Genomic DNA, 18,805 nt, shown 5'->3' with positions numbered 1-18,805 from the left:
CATGGCCGGACTCACGTTCCGCGAACGCCTGGATCCGCGACGCTTTTTCCGAGGTGAAAAAGCGGTCGACGGCCCTATTCAGCTCGATCACCGCCGGGTATTCATCCTGCCCAACCGCCGTGGCTGGGCGTTGGCGCTTTTGTTAACGATTCAGGTCCTGACGGCCACGCAATACAGCAACAACCTCACCTTTATCCTGACCTTCCTGCTCGCCAGTATCGCGCTGCTCGGCATACTCTATGGCTTTCGCAATCTCGCAGGTATCAGGCTGCGCCGGGGACGAGTCAGCCCGGTTTTCGTCGGAGAAAAGGCTCACTTCGAACTGCATATCGACAACCCGACCACCGCGCCACGTCTAGCGATAGTCCTGACCCTCGAGCAAAGTCCCAAGCTAACGATCCATCTCCCTCCGGGAGAAAGCCTGACGATACCCTTGCCGGTGCCGGCCGAACGGCGCGGCTGGCTTAACCTGCCTACGGTGACTTTGAGCAGCACGTTTCCCTTGGGTCTGTTTCGCGCCTGGTCGCCGGTCAATCTGAAACAACGGGTCTTGGTTTACCCCCGACCGTCTCCCGATCCGCTGCCGTTTCCAGAACATCCCGGTACCGAAGGACACCGGCTGGACCACGATGATTTTCACGGCTTCCAGAGCTATCAACCCGGCGATCCCCTGCGTCACATCCATTGGAAAGGTGTCGCCAAGGGTCAGGGGGTACATATCAAGGAATACCGGGGAGCAGAGCACCATGAGTTGCTGTTCGACTGGGTACTAACCCCCGGCAAGGACACCGAAGCTAAGTTGAGCCGATTATGCCGCTGGGTAATCGACGCCGAATCGGCCGGCATTCCCTACTCCTTACGAATACCCGGACTCAGTGTCTTACCGGGTCGCGGCCCACTGCATATGAGCCGCTGCCTGGAAGGTCTCGCCTTATTTGGAACCGGTCTATGAACGCCGATCTGATCCACCCAACGAAAGACCGCACACGACTGGGACTGCTATTGGGAACCGTCTTTCTGGTCTTGCTGCCACACATCGACAATCTCGAACCGTCCGTCCTGGGGTATGTCGGTCTGTTGCTCGCCTGGCGCGGAGCCGCCCTGTACGGGCGAGCCGCCTTGCCGAATCGATGGCTGCTCTTATTCCTGACCTTCGCCGGCGCAGGCTTGGTCTATTTCGAATACCACCGTTTTTACGGCCGGGAGGCCGGGGCGGCCTTATTCACGGTAGGCCTGGGATTGAAACTCATGGAGTTGAAATCCGCGCGCGACGTCTATCTGGTGTTCTTCCTGGCCTGCTTCGTCGCCGTCACCCAATTTCTATTCTCGCAAAGCCTATGGATGGCGGCGTATACCCTTACTATCGTGGTATTGCTGGTCGCGTCCTTGATCGGCTTCAACAGCCCGGACAGCTACGCGTTGCGCCAGAGACTCAAACTCGCCGCCGTGATGGTCGGTCTATCGCTGCCCTTGATGTCGGTGTTGTTCGTATTCTTTCCCAGAGTGCCGGGTCCGTTGTGGAAGCTGCCCGACGATACCCCTCAGGCAATATCCGGATTGAGCGATACCGTGGAACCAGGTGCGATCAGTCGCTTGGCGCTCTCGCAGGAACCGGCGTTCCGGGTCGAATTCGACGAGGCTCCTCCGCCTGCAAACCTGCGTTACTGGAGAGGTCCCGTCTTCTGGAAAACCGATGGCCGCCGCTGGACCCTGCCGGCAGACTTCAGATCGGAACCACGAATGCCGGCCTGGTCGGGTTCCGCCATCGGCTACACCATCACCCTGGAACCCCACCAACAAAACTGGGTGTTGGCGCTGGATCTGCCTTCGCACTTTCCGTCCGACGTACGTCAGACGAGTGAATACCTGTTGATCGCCAGGAACAAAATTGGCGAACGCGCCCGCTTCCATCTGGAGTCCCATACCGCTTACAACACCGGCGATCTGCTTCCGCGCGAAGCCAAATTAGGTCTGGAACTACCCAAACCGCCCGCCCCCAGAATCAAGGCCTTGGTGGAAAGCTGGAAATCCGAAACATCCGCCCCTGACGACATCGTTCAACGAGCCCTGCGTTATTTTCGCGATGAGTCGTTCTATTACACGCTGGATCCCCCCCCGCTCGGCGGCGATCCCGTAGACACCTTCCTGTTCGAAACCCGACGCGGATTTTGCGAACACTACGCCACCGCGTTCGTCGTATTGATGCGGGCGGCAGGTATTCCCGCGCGTCTGGTTACGGGCTACCAGGGAGGGCAATGGAATAATGTCGGGCGCTTCCTCGAAGTTAAACAAGCGGACGCCCATGCCTGGGCGGAGGTCTGGCTGCAAAATCGAGGATGGACACGGATAGACCCTACTGCAGCCGTCGCCCCCGAGCGCATAGAGCGTGGACTCGATATTGACACCCAGATCGCCGCAGGAGAAATACGCTTCAATCTCCCGGCAGGCATGGCAAAGGAAGGACGTTCCCTATTCAGCGAATACTGGCGTCAGTCGCGCGAGATCTGGGCCAGCATCGACCATCAGTGGAATTTATGGGTGCTGAGCTACGGTCCGGAAAACCAAAGCCGTTTGATGGCGATGCTAGGCATCGTGGACTGGCGCGGACTCGCCCTGGGCTTGGGTGTCGGCCTGGCGGTTTTCGGCGCTGTAGCCGCATGGTGGATATTCCCTCGGCGAGTTTCCGTGCGCGGCGATAGGTGCGTGCGCATCTATCAACGCTACTGCGCGAAACTCGCCAAGCGGGGCCTCGTTCGGCATCCGACGGAAGGACCTCTCGCCTACGCGAATCGTGCCAGCGAGGCCTTTCCGGACGCTGGCCATATCCTGGCGGAAATCACCGGTCTCTATCTGAAAATACGCTACGGACGAATCCCTAGCCAGAACGACCTGAACCGTCTGCATAAGGCTGTCAGAACTCTGAAGCTCTAAATCCTGCTTTTCATTTTGCCGCGCGGTCGAGCGTTGGATAAGTCCGTGTGCAAACCTGTGAATTGGACGTGCAAACATTCTGGATATCGACCAGCACCCGATTTATCCACAGGTCCTGCACCACCGAAAACACGATTGCCCACACCCACGAAAGACACCCAAGTCTTTGACTTATTTTGGGAAGAACGGCTTATCCACAAATAAATCTGACTTAATTATTAAAATTATCTTTCTTTTAAAAAAATTTTTAACAATTGATATCCCTCACGCATCTGCCGCATTCGAGTGTTATTCGACCACGAGGACTTTCAATACAACGCCGTCCGCGTCCACCACACGCACCTTGGTGCCAGCGGGGCAGTCATCGCCATGTATCTTCCAACTGGTATCGTCCACGTGGATACGGCCCTGGCCATTGATGATCGGCTGCTCCAGGGTAAAAACGCGGCCGATGTAAATTGCCGTACGTCGATTGAGCAAGGGTTGATCACTGACGATGGGATGCTTTTTCAAATACTTACGGAACACGCCGATGCTGGCGATCGACATCACTGAAAACGCGATGACTTGATATTCCAAGGGCAGCGTCGGAAACATCCACAACAGCAAACCGGTCACTCCCGCCGCTTCCGCCATCCACAGAAAAAACATACCCGGCGCCAGCAACTCCAGGATGAGCAGCAAGGCTCCGAAGGCCCACCAGTGCCAAAACACGATTTCCCGCATCATACCTTGGTCCCTTCCGCCTTCTTGTCGAACAGCGTTTTCGTCAACTCGCCTATGCCGCCGAGCGAGCCGATCAGGCTGGACGCTTCGAGTGGCATCAGAACGATCTTGTTGTTGGGAGCCGACGCGATGTGTTGCAGTGCCTCCGTATATTTCTGTGCGATGAAGTAATTCACGGCCTGAATATCGCCCTTGGCAATGGCTTCCGATACGAACAGGGTGGCGCGGGCTTCGGCTTGAGCCAAGCGCTCGCGCGCCTCTGCGTCGCGGAAAGCGGCTTCCTTCTTGCCCTCGGCCTGCAGTATCGCGGCCTGTTTCTCGCCTTCTGCACGAAGAATCTCGGCTTGCCGCAAACCTTCCGCTTCCAGTACCGAAGCGCGTTTGTCGCGCTCGGCTTTCATCTGCCTAGCCATGGCATCGACCAGGTCTTTGGGGGGCGCGATGTCCTTGATCTCGATGCGCGTCACCTTCACGCCCCAAGGGGTGGTCGCGTCATCCACCACAGACAGCAAGCGGATGTTGATCTCGTCGCGCTTCGACAACAATTCGTCCAAATCCATGGAGCCCATCACGGTGCGTATATTGGTCATCGTCAGTTGCTGGATCGCCCATTGCAGATTGGTCACTTCATAGGCCGCTTTGGCCGCATCGATGACTTGGTAAAAGATCACCCCATCCACGCGGACCATGGCGTTATCCTTGGTGATGACTTCTTGCGAAGGCACGTCCAATACCTGTTCCATCATGTTTATCTTGGCACCGACCTGTTCGATCAAGGGAATGATGTAATCGAAACCGGGGGTCAACGTGCGCGTGTATTTGCCAAAGCGCTGTACGGTGTATTGAGTTCCCTGCGGTACGAACTTGACGCTGAGCACTACGAACACGATGGATAAAACGAAGATCAAAAACACCAAGGAGATGAAACCGGTCATTGCGACCTCCTCATATGGGCGGTTGATGAAAAAGTTCTTCTTAGCATAGTCACTTGGGACCAGCATGAGCACTTTTGAGTCAAAGTGCATTCCACTAGTTGTAACAATATTTTTTAAAAAAAATATTTATTACAATGTAGTCAATATTCGGGGATAAGCCGGTTTTCCGTCGTAAAAACAAGCGCCTAGCGATTACATGGCTTGTGCGAAACGATGAGATGAAATGTGATTGAATTGTGGATAAGTTGGGAGTCTCTGAAGACTCACCAAGTCGGCATGTTTTTTCCACAGCTTATCCGCCGTCTTCGCATGCTATTTCTGAACCGGTCGGTACCTGCCGGCCCAAAACGATACATTTGCTGGGGATCTCTCCAATCCGCCCTTTTGCATAGCGAGCGCTATTTATGAACGAAAACACGGCTTACGCATCGAGTTCGGGCAGACGAGAGCACCGCAGAAGTCTGCGAAGTTCGTCGGGCAGGCGGGTCATATTGGTGATCGTCGCGGCGCTGGCGCTGGAAACGCTGGTTTTGGTGTTTCTGATTGTCACGGTCGGCGTACAAGAAAAAGAAAATTCGGATCTCGTGGCCGAAAGCAAAAAATTGACCGCGGAACTCGCCATGGCTCGCCCCGAACTGGAGAAATTGCGCGAAGAAGTAGAGGCCCTGGTTTCGGGGCGCTTGCCTCATCTAAGCCGACTGGAACTCGACAAGGTCGTGCCGCTGAACAAGGAGTATGTGAAAAACGTCACGTTCAGCGTGGCCGGCACGAGTAAGGAACAACATCACGAATTCAAGATGGTGATGCACAATTCCGGGCTCTTGGCGGTTCATCCGCGCGTCGATGTCCTGTTCTTCAACGAGGTTGGACTGCAGATAGGGGTATCGCCGATAGGGATACACAAGGACGGCACACCGACCCTGGACATGCTGGAACGCGGCGAAATACGTTCTTTCGGCGGCGTGGTTGAAGTCGTGGAAAACGAGCGGCCTGTTTACTTCATGGTGCGTATAAGGCAGTAGCCAAGGTCCGAGCCGAGGCGACGATTATTCCGGTCCTCGCCATACGCGTAGATATTCCCCCGGAGCTTCGCGGCTGGAGCCTATCACGAGGCGTTTGCGTCCATCCTCGCAGCATTCCAGCGATCCAGCCGCCTCTACCCATTCGCCCGACATCGCCTGCCCCGTGTAGGTGTGGGTGAAGCTCAGGATTTCGGCGATTTCCGGATGATCTATCCGATAAACGGAAGGCTGGCCGTAGGCTCCGGCATCGTCGAATATCCGGGCACGCAGGACGGTGCTTCCTGACTTGCGCCATCTGAGTGTGTCCGCCATCCCCGGACATGCTTCAATCAGGGCCAGGTCGAACTTGCTGCCGCCCGCCATGCCCTTGTTGCCCTTACGCCGTTCGTGCCAGACGAACTCGTCGTAATCCAGCTCACACTGCCTTCTCGCGTAAGCTTCGCGCCAGTCTGACTCGCTTAGATCGTCCAACTCCCCATCGTCCATCAATCGGCGGACCGCGGACCGAGCGGAAAAAAACACCGCGCTCCCATAAGCGACTAGGTCGATATCCGAGGCCGGGTTTTGTCGGCCGATCAGCAGCGATCCGGTCACGCCCAGGTCGCCGACCGGAACTCCCTTGATTGCCAACAGATCGACCAGATACAACAGGCGTTCTTCGATAATATCTTCCGCGCCTCTGGCGGTGATTATCCGTAAGCGCTCGCGGGGCCGATGATGATGGACGATATCGCCCAGAGGAACCCCGTGCAGCGGGGCGTCGAGGCGAGTCGAATGGTGTAGATAGCGTGGATAGTGCTTCGCCAACAGGCCGTTCGCCTCGTCGGTCGACACCTTACGGGGGCCTTGACCCTCCGGCGCATAACGCAGGAAGGCCAATACCTTGTTGTCTTCCACATGGGAGTCGACGACGGCGAAAATCAGTCCTTCGCGGGTTTCCACGAAGTCGCGGGGAAGGACCTTCATGATTGCACCAAGCTCGCTGGCAACAATGCCGACGCCCCGTCCATATCGGCGGTTTCTCGATAATTCATCGGCGATCGCTCCGATTCCAAGCGTTTGCCGTCGCGGACGAGGCCGAGTGCGAGGACATGGTCGCCGGCCGGATATTCACCGCTAAGCTCGCAACTAAACCACGCCAGCGCTTCCGGAAGTAGGGGAGCACCGCGAGCGTCCGCCGTCCAGCTGACGGAGGCCAGTTTGTCGACGGATGCTGGCTGGCCGAAGTGGCGGGCCAAGTCTGTCCTGCCTGCCGGCAGCACGTTGACCGTGAAGACGCGGCCGGCCTGCAACAGCCGATACGACGAATGCCGCGGGTTGATGCTGAGTGCCAGGAGAGGAGGATCGAATGACGCCTGCATGAGCCAGGCGGCGGTGAAGGCGTTATGTCGGGTACCGTCGGTGACGCCGATGACATAAACGCCGTGCGTCAAGGTTTCGAACAGGCTTGCAAGCATGGGGTCCCCGTCGCGTACTAAGTCTGGCGATTATAATGCGGACTTTTCCGGGCCGGAGCGATCATGAACACACTGACCCATTTCAACGACGCCGGGGAAGCCCACATGGTGGACGTCGGAAACAAGGCGATCACGAAACGCCGGGCTGTCGCCGAGGGTTACATCGAGATGGCAGCCGAGACGCTGGCCTTGGTACTGGCCGGCGGCCACAAAAAAGGGGATGTCCTCGGCATAGCCCGCATCGCCGGCATCATGGCCAGCAAGCGTACGGCGGATCTGATACCGCTCTGCCATCCCATTGCGCTGACTCACGTCGAAGTGGTCCTGGAGCCCGAACCCGAGCGCCACCGGGTGCGCTGCGAGGCGACGGCTGAAACCCTGGGCGTCACGGGGGTCGAAATGGAAGCCTTGACCGCTACCCAGGTTGCCTTGTTGACCATCTATGACATGTGCAAGGCCGTGGATCGAGGCATGACTCTCAACGGCGTGCGCCTGTTGGAAAAGACTGGCGGTAAGTCAGGCAGCTGGACCAGGCAACCGTAGTGTTCCCGAGCGCGCCTGCGCAAGGGGTGCGCAGACGCACTATAGGCGGACGTTGAAACCGTGAAGGAATGCTTACTCGCCGAGCGCTTCTTTCATCAGTAACAAAGTCATGTCGCGCTCGCTGAGCGGTCTGCTGTAGTAATAGCCTTGGATATGGGGACAATGCTCGCGCTCGAGGAATTCGGCCTGTTCGCCGGTTTCCACGCCTTCCGCGATCAAATCGATGTCCAGGCTGCGGCCCAGCGCGATGATGGCTCGAACGATGGCGGCGTTTTCCTTGTTGTCGGGAATGCCGTCCACAAAGCTGCGATCTATCTTCAATTGCGTGATGGGGAAGCGTTTCAGGTAGCTCATCGACGAATAGCCGGTTCCGAAATCGTCGATCGACAGGCGGATACCGAGAGCGCGTATTTGCGAGAGCTTAAGCAATGTTTCTCTCGAGCCTTCCATCAAGGTGCTTTCGGTCAGTTCCAGTTCCAGGTGCCGAGGGCTGATGCCTGTTTCGAGTATGATTTGGGTCACATTGGGCACCAGATTGTCGTCCTTGAACTGCCGGCCGGACACGTTGACCGATATGACGGGGGGACGAGGGGACTGCTTCTGCCAGAATGCGGCCTGATTGCAGGCGGTACGTAAAATCCATTCGCCCAGGGGGATGATCAGGCCGCTGTCTTCCGCGATGGGTATGAACTCGGCCGGATTGATGATGCCCAGCTCCGGATGCTTCCAGCGGACGAGCGCTTCCACACCCACGATGCGATTCTCGCGCAGATTGAATTGGGGCTGATAAGTCAGCACGAATTCATTCTTCTCCAGGGCGCGGCGTATGCCGTTTTCCAGATTGAGGCGGTTGAGCGCCTTGCCGTTCATTTCCGGCAGGAAGAACTGGTAGGTGTTCTTGCCCCTCTCCTTGGCGTAATACATGGCGGTGTCGGCGCATCGCAGCAGCGAACTGGAGTCCTGGGCGTCGTCGGGGCAAAAGCCTATGCCTATGCTGGCGCTCACAAAGATCTCGTGTTCTTCCAGGCTGAACGGCCGGCTCAGGGCGTCGATGATTTTTTCCGCCACATGTTCCGCGCTTAGCCTGTCGCCCACGCTTTCCAGCAGCAGCGCGAACTCGTCGCCACCGATGCGGAAGATCAGATCGCGGCTGCGCAGCACGGCGAACAGGCGTTTACCCACGCCGGCCAGCAAGAGATCGCCGATGTGATGACCCAGGGTGTCGTTGATGATCTTGAAGTTGTCCAGGTCGATGAACATGACGCCGGTGCGTTCACCGTACGCGGACGCCTTTTCCAGTGCGAAGTTCAGCCGGGCGTTGAAGGAGTGACGGTTGCGCAGGCCGGTCACGGTATCGAAATGCGCCAACCGGTCCAGCTTCTGCTCGGCTCGTCGGCGTTCCGACAGTTCCCGCCGCAGGCTTTGTTCGCGGTCCTGAATCTGCTTCAGCATGTCGTTGAAACCGTGCGCCAGGTCGCCCAGTTCGTCGTGGCTGTCCACGCCGGCGCGGGCGCTGTAGTCGCGCTCGGATGAAACCATGCGCATCAGCGTGGTGAGATTGGACAGCGGAGCGGTTATCGAGCGTTGCAAGCGCCGCAGGAACAGCATCGCCAGGATCAATGCCCCGGCCGCCGTGCCCGAGGCCACGGCCGCGTAACGCACGATGGTGGCGTATAGCTCGCCCAGGTCTGCGATGACGTCGAGGCGACCGACCGTTTCCTCCTTCACGGTGATGGCTTCCTGTACCCGGATTTGCCGCGGTAGGCCGAGTCGTTCAAACGTGTCGGCGAGTTTGATCTGCAGGCGGAAGTCGGACGGTTCGTGCCGCGCAAAGGAAGCGAACACCTGATCGTTGGCCAGACGAATTTCTGCGTTCGCGATGGTGGGCGAGGCTTGCAGGGAATCGAGTATCTCCACCACGGTCTTGCGGTCGCCGAAGACCACCGCCGCGGCGCTGTTGCGCGCGACGATGCGTGCCTGGGCGGTGAGGTTGTCGGTCATCGCATTGCGATAGGAGTCGAATTCGTGGACCACCAGATAGGTGGAGGCAAGAAACAAAGCCATGCCGGTGGTGGCCAGGCTGATGAGTTGCAACTTGGTGCGTATGGAAAGGCGCCGATACAGCCCGCGTAGTTTCAGCTTCATTCAATAAACCCGCTTGGCCAGCCTGAGCAGTTTGCCGCTGATTTCCAGTCCGGACCGGCTCGCGCTCTGGGCATTAATCTCGAACTCGATGTGCGCCTGATTGAGCGACATTTCTATCATCACGCCCTTTTCGATGAAACCCGCCGCATCGCTCACGGTCAGCGTGGGCTTGGTGCGGAGCGAATTCAGGATACGCGGCAAATTTTCCCGCTGCGCTTCGCCCAGAAAGAGGATGTGGCAGTCGCCGATCCGTTCGCTCGATTCGATCATGACGAATTGCAGCCGCTGCGTTCCCAGGGTTTTGCCATCGAGTTTTTCCAGGGTGGATGCGAGCGCATCATTTTCGAACACGCAAAGGTTCAAAGCCGCCGGCTTCTGCGGCCATTCGGCGAACTTGGCGAAGTTGTAGATGAAGGCCGCCTTGAGTTCGGTTTCCGTGACCGCTTCGAACTGTGCAAACGCGAGTGGAGCGAGCAGGCTCAGGACCGGAAAAACCAGAAACTTGCAAAGGATGGAGAAAAACCGCCGTCCCTCCTTAGGCCACCTGAGCATGCTTAGAAGCTCCAGCGCAGATTGGCATAGAAGTCGCGCGTGACCTGGGTCGGCCGGTAGCCAAACGAATTGTTGAATTCGTAATGACGCGAGTCTGTGAGGTTGCGTCCGGTCAGCGACAACTCCAGGTTTTTCAGGGGCGACCAAGCCAGGCGGGCGTCCAGGGTGATGTAGTCGTTCAGTCCCAGTTGAGGGGTTTCGTCCACATAGCGCAGCATCAGGTCAAACTGCGTATTGCTCGTCAAATCCAGCGAGCCGTGCATAAAGAATTGCTGCTGTGGATCCCGAGTCTCGTAATTTTCCGGGTATCCCTGTTTGCCTGGTTCGTTCTTCAGGCTTAGCTTGAGGTAGCTGTATCCGGCACGAAAACGCAGAAAATCGGCCGCTTGCCAGTTGGCGCTTAATTCCGCGCCGTAGGTTTGGCCCTTGAGATGGTTGGCGTGGCTGACAGGAAGTTCGAAATAGCTGCCCCGGTCCACCAGAGGGAGATCTTCGTAACTACGCAGGCGGTCGTAATCGTTGTAGAAAAGGGCAAGGTCCGTGCTCAGCCGCTTGCTCCACTCGGTCCGATAGCCCAATTCGTAGGCGATCAATTCCTCCGGTTTGAGATCCCGGCTGCCGTTGACCGTCCAAAGTATCGGACGAGGGTCGGGGTTTTGGGGCGGGTAGGTGGCTATGCGATAGTGGCTATCCTGTTCGGACCAGGAGGGTAAGCGGACCGCGCGGGAAATCGCCGCCCACAGGCTGGTGCGCCGGTTAGGCGTCCACAGCAGGCGGACGTTGGGTTGAACCTGCAGTTTTTGGGAGGTCCGGTGTTCCAGTTTGGTTCCCAGCGTCAGATGCACACGGTCGGGTATCAACGCGATTTCGTCCTGCAGAAACGCGGCGAATTGGTGATCCTCGCGCTCATCCGGGTTCAGATTGAATGTGGGGCTGCTTCGTGTCTCGTGAGACAGGTACCGGTAACCGCTACCCCAGATGATGCGATGGTGATCGAATACCAGAACGTCATGCTGGAAATCCAGGTCGAAAACATCGATCTCGTAGCTCGCATCCAAGCTGGCACTGCTGCGCCGGTTGTGATCGTAATAAAGCTGAAGAGCGAAGTCCGATGTCTCGGTAAACTTGTGCTTCCAGCGCGACAGCAGATGGTAGCCATCGGATTTCTGATCGCCGGAGACGGGCAGGTTATATGGCGGAGTTAGCCCAGCCTGGTTTTCCGTCGTTCCTCCGGAATCGCTATGAAACATTTCGCCCGACAAACTGAGCTGATCGTCGGCGCTCAAGCGGCTGTCCAGGCGAAACCCTCCCCGCGACGCACGCCAGTCATCGCCCGCCGGTTTACCGCTGGCGTTGTCATAGGCGTCCCGGTCGAAATACTTGCCGAACACGCGCCAATCGGTCCCTTCGCCCCAATGGCCGCCATAGCGCAGCCCTACCGTACCATGCTCCAGATTGCCTGCCGATGCGGATAGCAGCCCGCCCCGGGTCTCATTGGCGTTCTTGGTGATGATGTTGATGACGCCGTTGACGGCATTGGAACCCCACAACGAAGCGCCCGGACCGCGGATGACTTCGATGCGTTCGACGTCCTCCAGCATCGTGTCCTGATTGTCCCACCACACGCCCGAAAACAGCGGTGTATAGACGCTGCGGCCGTCTATCATCACCAGCAGCTTGTTGGCGTATAAATCGTTGAACCCACGTGCCGTGATCGCCCAGCGGTCGCGATCGACCCGTGCAACCTGAACCCCGGGCACCAGGCGCAGGGCTTCCGGTATGGTGGTGGCTCCGCTGCGGCGAATATCCTCCTGTCTGAGGACATAGACCGCGGCGGCTGACGCGGCCAGCGGCCGCGCTTGACGGGATACCGACGTCACTTCGGTGGCGAGCAACTTTTCCAGCGGCATATCGGTGAGCGACTCGGCGGACCCGCCCGATTCGGCGACGGCCGTTTGCAGAAAAGCGGCTACCGCTACGCAGGGCAGCCATAATGACGCGCGGCGGGCGGTAGCGGGACCGGACATCAGCAGGCGCGCGCCGGGCTGCGGTGAGGGGTCCGTATCATCGGCCAGGAGGCTAGTGAATCGGCCATGATCGTCCGAGCTTTAGTGTGTCCATCGGGCCAAAAGGGGTATCGCCAGCCAAGGTCCTAGCAAGTTCGCGGAGGCGGGCTCGAGCCCTGGGCGTAGGAAATCACGCTAAGGTTCGCGCAAAAGCCCGCTCCGCGGCCGCCAGGGTTTCATCCAGCACCGAGCGGTCATGCGCGGCCGAGACGAATCCCGCTTCGAAGGCGGAAGGCGCAAGGTATATCCCTTCCTCCAGCATGAAATGAAAGAAGCGCTTGAAGGCCTCCGCGTCGCATGCCATGACTTGTTCGAAGGTGCCGACGGAAGGCTGAGCGGTGAAGAATAGTCCAAACATGCCGCCTACCCTATTCGTCGTGAAGGGAATACCGGCCCGGTCGGCCAAGGTCTGGAGCCCGTCCACCAAATAACGGGTCTGTTCGCCCAGACGCTCGAAGAAACCGGGCGCGGAGATCAGTTCCAGGGTTTTCAAGCCGGCCGCCATGGCGACCGGGTTGCCGGACAAGGTGCCGGCCTGGTAGACGGGACCGAGCGGGGCGAGTTTTTCCATGATGTCGCGCCGGCCGCCGAACGCGCCCACCGGCATGCCGCCGCCGATGACCTTGCCCAGGGTGGTCAAGTCGGGCCTGATTCCATATAGGGCTTGCGCCCCGCCGAGCGCGACGCGGAAGCCGGTCATCACTTCGTCGAAGATCAGCACCGCTCCCGATGCGTCGCAGACCTCGCGCAGGGTTTGCAGAAAACCCGGCAACGGCGGAACGCAATTCATGTTGCCGGCCACCGGCTCCACGATCACCCCGGCGATTTCCTGGCCGAGTTCGGCAAAGACCTTACGTACCGCGTCGGCATCGTTGTAGGCCAGGGTGAGGGTGTGTTCGGCCAGCGAGGCGGGCACGCCGGGGGAGCTGGGAACGCCCAGGGTGAGGGCGCCGGATCCGGCCTTCACCAGCAGCGAATCGGAATGGCCGTGGTAGCAACCCTCGAATTTGACGATCTTGTCGCGGCCCGTGTAACCGCGAGCCAGGCGTATGGCGCTCATGGTCGCCTCGGTCCCCGAGCTGACCATGCGCACCAGTTCGATGGACGGGACCAGTTCGCAAACCCGCTCGGCCATCTGGGTTTCGATGGTCGTGGGTGCGCCGTAGCTCAAGCCCCGATCGACCGCCTCGTGTACGGCTTTCAAGACGTCCGGATGGGCGTGGCCCAGCACCATCGGTCCCCAGGAGCCGACGTAATCGATGTAGCGCTTGCCCTCGGTGTCGTACAGATAAGGCCCTTCGGCCCGCGACACGAAAACCGGCGAGCCGCCCACGCCCTTGAATGCCCGGACCGGCGAATTGACCCCGCCCGGTATATGTTTTTGTGCCGCTTCGAATAGCTTGGAACTCATGAGATCTCTCGATGGTGGTGCGTGGATTCGTATCGTAGGGTGGGTTAGACGCGCATCGCTCCGGTTTTTTTCGTCCCCATCAAGTCCGAAGCGCGTCGTAACCCACCAGAAAAGCTCAGGTCTTCGGCAAGGTCACTCCCGTCTGCCCCTGATATTTGCCGCCTCGGTCGCGGTAAGAGGTCGAGCAGACCTCGTCGGCACCGATGAACAGCACCTGGGCCACGCCTTCGTTGGCGTAGATCTTGGCCGGCAGGGTGGTGGTATTGGAGAACTCCAGGGTCACGTGGCCTTCCCACTCCGGCTCCAGCGGGGTCACATTGACGATGATGCCGCAGCGGGCGTAGGTCGATTTGCCCAGGCAGATGGTCAGCACGTCGCGCGGAATGCGGAAATATTCCACCGTCCTGGCCAGCGCGAATGAATTGGGCGGAATGATGCAGACGTCCGAGACCAGGTCGACGAAGCTGTTCTCGTCGAAGTTTTTGGGGTCGACGATGGCCGAATTGATATTGGTGAATATCTTGAATTCGTTGGAACAGCGGATGTCGTAGCCGTAGCTGGAGGTGCCGTAGGAGATCACCCGGTTGCCGTCCACCTCGCGCACCTGGTTGGGCTCGAAGGGTTCTATCATTCCCTGCTCGGCCGCCATGCGGCGTATCCATGTGTCGGATTTGATGCCCATTAGTTGTTCACGATGCTGATGGTGGGGAAGCGGGCGCTGTAATCCTTGGCTTTCAAGGCCAGGCGCGCCGCCAGCTTGCGGGCGATCTCCTTGTAGCGGAGAGCGGCAGGACCCTCCGGATCGGCAACCACGGTCGGATGTCCACCGTCGGCCTGTTCACGGATCTTGATGTCCAGGGGCAGGGAGCCGAGCAGGTCGACGCCGTATTTCGCCGCCATCTTCTTCCCGCCGCCTTCGCCGAAGATGTGTTCCTCGTGGCCACAGTTCGAGCAGACGTGCACGCTCATGTTTTCGATGAGGCCTAATACCGGCACGTTCACCTTCTCGAACATCTTCAGGCCTTTTTGTGCATCCAGCAGCGCGATGTCTTGCGGCGTGGTGACGATCACGGCGCCGCTGACCGGTATCTGCTGGGCCAGGGTGAGCTGGATGTCGCCGGTGCCGGGCGGCAGGTCGATGATGAGGTAGTCCAGATTGTCCCAGCGCGTGTCGTTGAGCAGCTGCTGCAGGGCGCCGGTCACCATGGGGCCGCGCCAGATCATGGGGGTGTCGTCGTCGATCAGATAACCGATGGACATGGACTGCAACCCGTAAGCCGTCTTGGGCAGGATGGACTTGCCGTCCACGATCTCGGGCCTCCCGGACAGGCCCAGCATGGCCGGCTGGCTGGGACCGTAGATGTCGGCGTCGAGGATGCCGACCCGCGCGCCCTCGGCGGCCAGCGCCAGGGCCAGGTTCACCGAGGTGGTCGACTTGCCCACCCCGCCCTTGCCGGAGGCCACGGCGACGATGTTCTTCACGCCGGGCATGGGCTTGAGGTTCTTCTGCACGGCATGGGAGACGATTTCACTGCTCAGATCGACCGTCACGCTTTCCACGCCGACGAGCGCGGCAAGCGTTTCTTTGACGGTGGCGGCCAACTGCTCGCGGAAGCTTGCCGCCGGGTAGCCCAATACGATCTTGATGCGGACCGTACCGCCTTCGACCTCGATTTTTTTGACGGCTTTGGCGCTTACCAGATCGATATCCAGGTGCGGGTCCAGGACGGTTTTCAGCGCGCTCTCGACTTCGCGCTCGGTGAGTTCAGACATGACGGACTCCGGTATAAGGGTTTGCCGACATTTTACACACCAGCACCGCGCGCCGGGCCGATTTGCGCACTTTTGTAATGGACTTGCGTACCCGTTTAAGGGCAAGCTAAGGCCCGTCCCCAGCCATTACGTCGTTCTGTAAGGAGTGTGTCATGTCCGCTCGTGATTCCGATGAACTGCAAGACGAACCTGCTCCGGCGGGTACCTGGATACTGCTGATTTTGGTGGCCGCGGCGATGACCGCCGGATGGCTGTTTCTCTACTTCGGCGTATTCCTGCCACGCGGCGTGGTGCACTGAAGCCGCAGACCTGTGTGGGCCGGGAGGGTGAGCCGGCCGCGTGACCGAGATCCGCGCCCAGGCTTACAAACGGCCGCATTTCCAACGAAAAGCTAGGGAGATCGTCGCATGCATATCGATCTGCTCGAAAAGAGATGGCTATACGTCGCCCTCGGAATGATACTTTTGTTCCTGGGGGCGATTTTTTACACCGCGTGGGTCCACAACGTGCACCCGCCGGGTCATGCGGAAACCATAGATTCGGCCAGCCTGCATCTGAGCGAGGAATTCGCCGAGGACAAGCTGGGCGTGCAGGCCGAGCCTTTGGCGAACGGTTCCGTCCAGGTCCGGCTGGTGGCGGGCCGCTACGGTTTCTATCCACGCGAGATCGAGATTCCCGCCGGCCGCACCATCGTGTTCCGCCTGGCCAGCATGGACGTGCTGCACGGGGCGCACATCCCCATGACCAACATGGGCACCATGATCGTCCCGGGCTTCGTTTCGGAAGTGACTACCGTCTTCCCCAAGCCCGGCGAGTATCCTCTGCTTTGCAACGAGTATTGTGGTTTCGGCCACGATCATATGTGGAGCAAAGTCACCGTGATCGCCCCGGAGAACTGGCATGCCCCGACCAAAGGAGGACAGCAGCCATGATCGACGCTACCAGCAGAAAACTCACCCTGTTCAACTTCTGGGTGGCCTTTGGCGCATTCGGGCTGGCCTCGGTCTTCGGCCTGTATCAGGTGCTGGAGCGCAGCGGTTTCATACCCGCCTTGCAGTCGCCCGCCGTCTATTTCGCTTCGGTGAGCACCCACGGCGTATTGATGGCCTTTGTGCTGACCACCTTCTTCATCATGGGTTTCGGCTACTACACCCTCGCCAGCAGTCTGAAAGTCCCGATCTGGAACCCGCTGCTGGCCTGGGCCGGCTACGGCGTCTGCCTGGGCGGGACGGTGCTGGCGGCGATACCCCTGCTGCTCGGCAAGGCCTCGGTGCTCTATACCTTCTACCCGCCCATCCAGGCCAGTGCCTTGTTCTATATCGGCGCGACCCTGCTGGTGGTGGGTTCCTGGTTCTGGGCGGCGATCGTCATCGTGATGTACGTGGAGTGGAAGAAGGCCCATCCCGGCGAACCGGTTCCCCTGCCGGCGTTCGCCACGGCGGCCAACGCTTTCCTGTGGCTGTGGACCAGCGCGGGCGTGGCGCTGGAAGCGGTGTTCCAACTGCTGCCCTGGTCGCTGGGGCTGGTGGACACCATAGACGTGGGCCTGGCCCGCACCCTGTTTTCCTGGACCCTGCACCCCATCGTCTATTTCTGGCTGATACCGGCTTACATCGTGCTCTATGGCTTCGTGCCGCAAGCCGCGGGTGGCAAGCTGTTCAGCGACGAGCTGGCGCGCCTGGCTTTTTTGCTGATCCTGCTGTTCGGCCTGCCCATCGGCTTCCACCATCTCTACATGGACCCGGAACAGGCCCACGGCTGGAAGTTCATCCACATGGTCGGCACCTTCGCGGTGGCGATACCTACCCTGCTGACCGGCTTCACCGTGATCGCCTCGCTCGAAGGGGCGGGACGCAAGCGCGGCGGGCAAGGCCTGTTCGGCTGGATCGGCGCCCTGCCCTGGAAGGATCCGACCGTGCTGGCGGCCATCCTTTCCCTGCTCATGCTGGTGCTCGGCGGCTTCGGCGGACTGGTTAACGCCAGCTACGCGATGAATGCCATGATCCACAACACCGCCTGGGTGCCGGGCCATTTCCACCTGATCTTCGCCGGCACGGTGGTGATCCTCTACCTGGCCGTGGCCTATCGCTTGTGGCCCAGGCTGGTGGGCAAGGCCCTGGTGTCCAAGGAACTCGCGCTGGTGCAGTTGTGGAGCTGGTTCATCGGTTTGGGGATCTTGACCACGCCCTGGCATGTGCTGGGCTTGCTGGGACAGCCGCGGCGAATTTCCAGCGTCAACTACAACAGCGTGCTGACTCTGGCCTGGGACCCGTACGAGCTGGCGATGATCCTGGGCGGCCTGGTTTTGACGGCATCCGCCGGCTTGTTCGTCTACATCCTTTACAAGACGCAGACGGCGGGGGAAGCGGAACAACCCGTCGAGGAGAACTGGGCCGTCGCGATACGGCCGGCGACCGCCCTGCCGGAGTGGCTCAACAGCTTCGGCGTGTGGAACAAGGTCATCGCGGGCCTGATGGCGCTCAGCTACGGCTATCCCATCATCCAGTTTTTCGTGCTGAAGACCTACGATCCGACGGCCTGGGGGTACTGAGATGAGAAGGTTCATCCTCTTTTTTACCGCATGGGCGCTGGCCGGAACGGTCGGCGCCGAACCTTCCACCCGCGTGGCCTGGACTCCGGATCTCCTGCGCTTCGTCAAAGCGGGCGATCCCGCCAAGGGCAAGGAACTGGCCGGCGTCTGCGGAGGCTGCCACAACGACGTCAGCACCAATCCCAACCTGGAAGGCCAGTTGCCGACTTATCTCTATCGCCAGTTGCTGGATTACAAACAGGGCAGCCGCAAAGATCCCTCCACGGCCATGAACGGAGTGGCCGGCACGCTCAGCGAAAAAGACTTTGCCGACCTCGCCGCTTATTACAGCCAGCTGGAACCGGTGCGCGGCATCGGCGGTGCCGACGATCCGACCGACATCGTGGCACGTGGCGACGGCCGTCGCATGGAGCCACCCTGCTCCAGTTGCCACGGAGCCGGCGGCCAGGGCGAGGCGGTCGACACGCCTCGTCTGGCCGGACAAAAAACGGCTTATCTGGAACAAGTCTTGCTGGCGTATAAGAGCGGCGAGCGCCATAACGATGTTTACGGTCGCATGCGCCTGATCGCGGGCAAGCTGAGCGATCGGGAAATCAAACAGCTCGCCGAGTATTACGGCAAGTTGAAGTAACGTGGTTCGCGCCGCGCAACCGACCGGGCATCCGCTCGGTCGGAGACAGCCCGTGCGCGGTT

General features: G+C 59.5%; 18 protein-coding genes. 8 read left to right on the top strand and 10 right to left on the bottom strand.

Annotation, left to right across the window (positions count from 1 at the left end; genetic code table 11):
* Position 1: 1 nt before the first annotated feature.
* Both JWZ97_RS14840 and JWZ97_RS14835 read left to right on the top strand, forming a co-directional pair.
* Entirely contained in the window at positions 2–952 is a 951-nt protein-coding gene (locus JWZ97_RS14840) for a DUF58 domain-containing protein (RefSeq protein ID WP_205430817.1), read from the top strand.
* Positions 949–2,931 carry a DUF3488 and transglutaminase-like domain-containing protein gene (locus JWZ97_RS14835; RefSeq protein ID WP_205430816.1) on the top strand — a complete coding sequence of 661 codons (1,983 nt, stop codon included), beginning with the start codon at positions 949–951 and terminating at the stop codon, positions 2,929–2,931. The genes JWZ97_RS14840 and JWZ97_RS14835 overlap by 4 nt, the downstream gene beginning before the upstream one ends.
* A gap of 288 nt (positions 2,932–3,219) precedes the next feature.
* Here JWZ97_RS14835 and JWZ97_RS14830 read toward each other — a convergent pair whose 3' ends face one another.
* Positions 3,220–3,660, bottom strand: coding sequence for an NfeD family protein (locus tag JWZ97_RS14830; RefSeq protein ID WP_205430815.1), 441 nt, complete (start codon positions 3,658–3,660; stop codon positions 3,220–3,222).
* Entirely contained in the window at positions 3,657–4,592 is a 936-nt protein-coding gene (locus JWZ97_RS14825) for an SPFH domain-containing protein (protein WP_205430814.1), read from the bottom strand. Before JWZ97_RS14825 ends, JWZ97_RS14830 begins: the two co-directional genes overlap by 4 nt.
* A 404-nt stretch (positions 4,593–4,996) precedes the next feature.
* Here JWZ97_RS14825 and JWZ97_RS14820 point away from each other — a divergent pair, with 404 nt between their 5' ends.
* Positions 4,997–5,614: a hypothetical protein gene (locus tag JWZ97_RS14820; protein WP_205430813.1), complete on the top strand. Its 618-nt coding sequence runs from the start codon at positions 4,997–4,999 to the stop codon at positions 5,612–5,614.
* 24 nt (positions 5,615–5,638) lie between these two features.
* On the opposite strand, the gene JWZ97_RS14815 is transcribed toward JWZ97_RS14820, so the two are convergent.
* Complete coding sequence (locus JWZ97_RS14815; protein ID WP_205430812.1) at positions 5,639–6,580, bottom strand: hypothetical protein; 942 nt, start codon at positions 6,578–6,580, stop codon at positions 5,639–5,641.
* A complete protein-coding gene (locus JWZ97_RS14810; RefSeq protein ID WP_205430811.1) occupies positions 6,577–7,071 on the bottom strand; it encodes a flavin reductase family protein in 495 nt (164 codons plus the stop codon). Before JWZ97_RS14810 ends, JWZ97_RS14815 begins: the two co-directional genes overlap by 4 nt.
* Positions 7,072–7,134: 63 nt before the next feature.
* On the opposite strand from JWZ97_RS14810, the gene moaC reads away from it, so the two are divergent.
* Entirely contained in the window at positions 7,135–7,614 is a 480-nt protein-coding gene (gene moaC / locus JWZ97_RS14805) for a cyclic pyranopterin monophosphate synthase MoaC (RefSeq protein ID WP_205430810.1), read from the top strand.
* Between the two features lie 72 nt (positions 7,615–7,686).
* Here moaC and JWZ97_RS14800 read toward each other — a convergent pair whose 3' ends face one another.
* The 6 genes from JWZ97_RS14800 to apbC form a co-directional block, all read right to left on the bottom strand.
* Complete coding sequence (locus JWZ97_RS14800) at positions 7,687–9,759, bottom strand: bifunctional diguanylate cyclase/phosphodiesterase (RefSeq protein ID WP_205430809.1); 2,073 nt, start codon at positions 9,757–9,759, stop codon at positions 7,687–7,689.
* Positions 9,760–10,311, bottom strand: coding sequence for a YfiR family protein (locus JWZ97_RS14795; RefSeq protein ID WP_205430807.1), 552 nt, complete (start codon positions 10,309–10,311; stop codon positions 9,760–9,762).
* A 2-nt stretch (positions 10,312–10,313) separates the two neighbouring features.
* A complete protein-coding gene (locus JWZ97_RS14790; RefSeq protein WP_205430806.1) occupies positions 10,314–12,338 on the bottom strand; it encodes a TonB-dependent siderophore receptor in 2,025 nt (674 codons plus the stop codon).
* Between the two features lie 169 nt (positions 12,339–12,507).
* Positions 12,508–13,788, bottom strand: a complete 1,281-nt coding sequence (gene hemL, locus JWZ97_RS14785; RefSeq protein ID WP_205430804.1) for a glutamate-1-semialdehyde 2,1-aminomutase — start codon at positions 13,786–13,788, stop codon at positions 12,508–12,510.
* Between the two features lie 115 nt (positions 13,789–13,903).
* Positions 13,904–14,470 (bottom strand): dCTP deaminase, encoded by a 567-nt coding sequence (gene dcd, locus JWZ97_RS14780; RefSeq protein WP_205430802.1) that lies wholly within the window; start codon positions 14,468–14,470, stop codon positions 13,904–13,906.
* Positions 14,470–15,561, bottom strand: a complete 1,092-nt coding sequence (gene apbC, locus JWZ97_RS14775) for an iron-sulfur cluster carrier protein ApbC (RefSeq protein ID WP_205430801.1) — start codon at positions 15,559–15,561, stop codon at positions 14,470–14,472. The genes dcd and apbC overlap by 1 nt, the downstream gene beginning before the upstream one ends.
* Positions 15,562–15,713: 152 nt before the next feature.
* Here apbC and JWZ97_RS14770 point away from each other — a divergent pair, with 152 nt between their 5' ends.
* From JWZ97_RS14770 to JWZ97_RS14755, 4 genes are all read left to right on the top strand, one after another.
* Complete coding sequence (locus JWZ97_RS14770) at positions 15,714–15,860, top strand: hypothetical protein (protein ID WP_205430799.1); 147 nt, start codon at positions 15,714–15,716, stop codon at positions 15,858–15,860.
* Positions 15,861–15,968: 108 nt separating this feature from the next.
* On the top strand, positions 15,969–16,493 hold the full coding sequence (locus tag JWZ97_RS14765; RefSeq protein WP_205430797.1) for a cytochrome C oxidase subunit II: 525 nt from the start codon (positions 15,969–15,971) through the stop codon (positions 16,491–16,493).
* Entirely contained in the window at positions 16,490–18,112 is a 1,623-nt protein-coding gene (locus JWZ97_RS14760) for a b(o/a)3-type cytochrome-c oxidase subunit 1 (protein ID WP_205430796.1), read from the top strand. Before JWZ97_RS14765 ends, JWZ97_RS14760 begins: the two co-directional genes overlap by 4 nt.
* Position 18,113: 1 nt before the next feature.
* Positions 18,114–18,743: a cytochrome c gene (locus JWZ97_RS14755; protein ID WP_205430794.1), complete on the top strand. Its 630-nt coding sequence runs from the start codon at positions 18,114–18,116 to the stop codon at positions 18,741–18,743.
* Positions 18,744–18,805: the final 62 nt, after the last annotated feature.

It is taken from the genome of Methylococcus sp. EFPC2 (assembly GCF_016925495.1).
Lineage (GTDB): Bacteria > Pseudomonadota > Gammaproteobacteria > Methylococcales > Methylococcaceae > EFPC2.
Note: the sequence above shows the minus strand (reverse complement) of the source record. Positions and strands in the feature narration are given on the sequence as shown.

Bases quoted from the DNA above. Each gene is read 5' to 3' on its own strand.
- JWZ97_RS14790 (WP_205430806.1), bottom strand. From the start codon at position 12,338: ATGTCCGGTCCCGCTACCGCCCGCCGCGCGTCATTATGGCTGCCCTGC.
- JWZ97_RS14830 (WP_205430815.1), bottom strand. From the start codon at position 3,660: ATGATGCGGGAAATCGTGTTTTGGCACTGGTGGGCCTTCGGAGCCTTG.
- dcd (WP_205430802.1), bottom strand. From the start codon at position 14,470: ATGGGCATCAAATCCGACACATGGATACGCCGCATGGCGGCCGAGCAG.
- JWZ97_RS14825 (WP_205430814.1), bottom strand. From the start codon at position 4,592: ATGACCGGTTTCATCTCCTTGGTGTTTTTGATCTTCGTTTTATCCATC.
- JWZ97_RS14770 (WP_205430799.1), top strand. From the start codon at position 15,714: ATGTCCGCTCGTGATTCCGATGAACTGCAAGACGAACCTGCTCCGGCG.
- JWZ97_RS14800 (WP_205430809.1), bottom strand. From the start codon at position 9,759: ATGAAGCTGAAACTACGCGGGCTGTATCGGCGCCTTTCCATACGCACC.
- apbC (WP_205430801.1), bottom strand. From the start codon at position 15,561: ATGTCTGAACTCACCGAGCGCGAAGTCGAGAGCGCGCTGAAAACCGTC.
- JWZ97_RS14760 (WP_205430796.1), top strand. From the start codon at position 16,490: ATGATCGACGCTACCAGCAGAAAACTCACCCTGTTCAACTTCTGGGTG.
- JWZ97_RS14795 (WP_205430807.1), bottom strand. From the start codon at position 10,311: ATGCTCAGGTGGCCTAAGGAGGGACGGCGGTTTTTCTCCATCCTTTGC.
- JWZ97_RS14755 (WP_205430794.1), top strand. From the start codon at position 18,114: ATGAGAAGGTTCATCCTCTTTTTTACCGCATGGGCGCTGGCCGGAACG.
- JWZ97_RS14815 (WP_205430812.1), bottom strand. From the start codon at position 6,580: ATGAAGGTCCTTCCCCGCGACTTCGTGGAAACCCGCGAAGGACTGATT.
- hemL (WP_205430804.1), bottom strand. From the start codon at position 13,788: ATGAGTTCCAAGCTATTCGAAGCGGCACAAAAACATATACCGGGCGGG.
- JWZ97_RS14810 (WP_205430811.1), bottom strand. From the start codon at position 7,071: ATGCTTGCAAGCCTGTTCGAAACCTTGACGCACGGCGTTTATGTCATC.
- JWZ97_RS14840 (WP_205430817.1), top strand. From the start codon at position 2: ATGGCCGGACTCACGTTCCGCGAACGCCTGGATCCGCGACGCTTTTTC.
- JWZ97_RS14820 (WP_205430813.1), top strand. From the start codon at position 4,997: ATGAACGAAAACACGGCTTACGCATCGAGTTCGGGCAGACGAGAGCAC.
- JWZ97_RS14765 (WP_205430797.1), top strand. From the start codon at position 15,969: ATGCATATCGATCTGCTCGAAAAGAGATGGCTATACGTCGCCCTCGGA.
- moaC (WP_205430810.1), top strand. From the start codon at position 7,135: ATGAACACACTGACCCATTTCAACGACGCCGGGGAAGCCCACATGGTG.
- JWZ97_RS14835 (WP_205430816.1), top strand. From the start codon at position 949: ATGAACGCCGATCTGATCCACCCAACGAAAGACCGCACACGACTGGGA.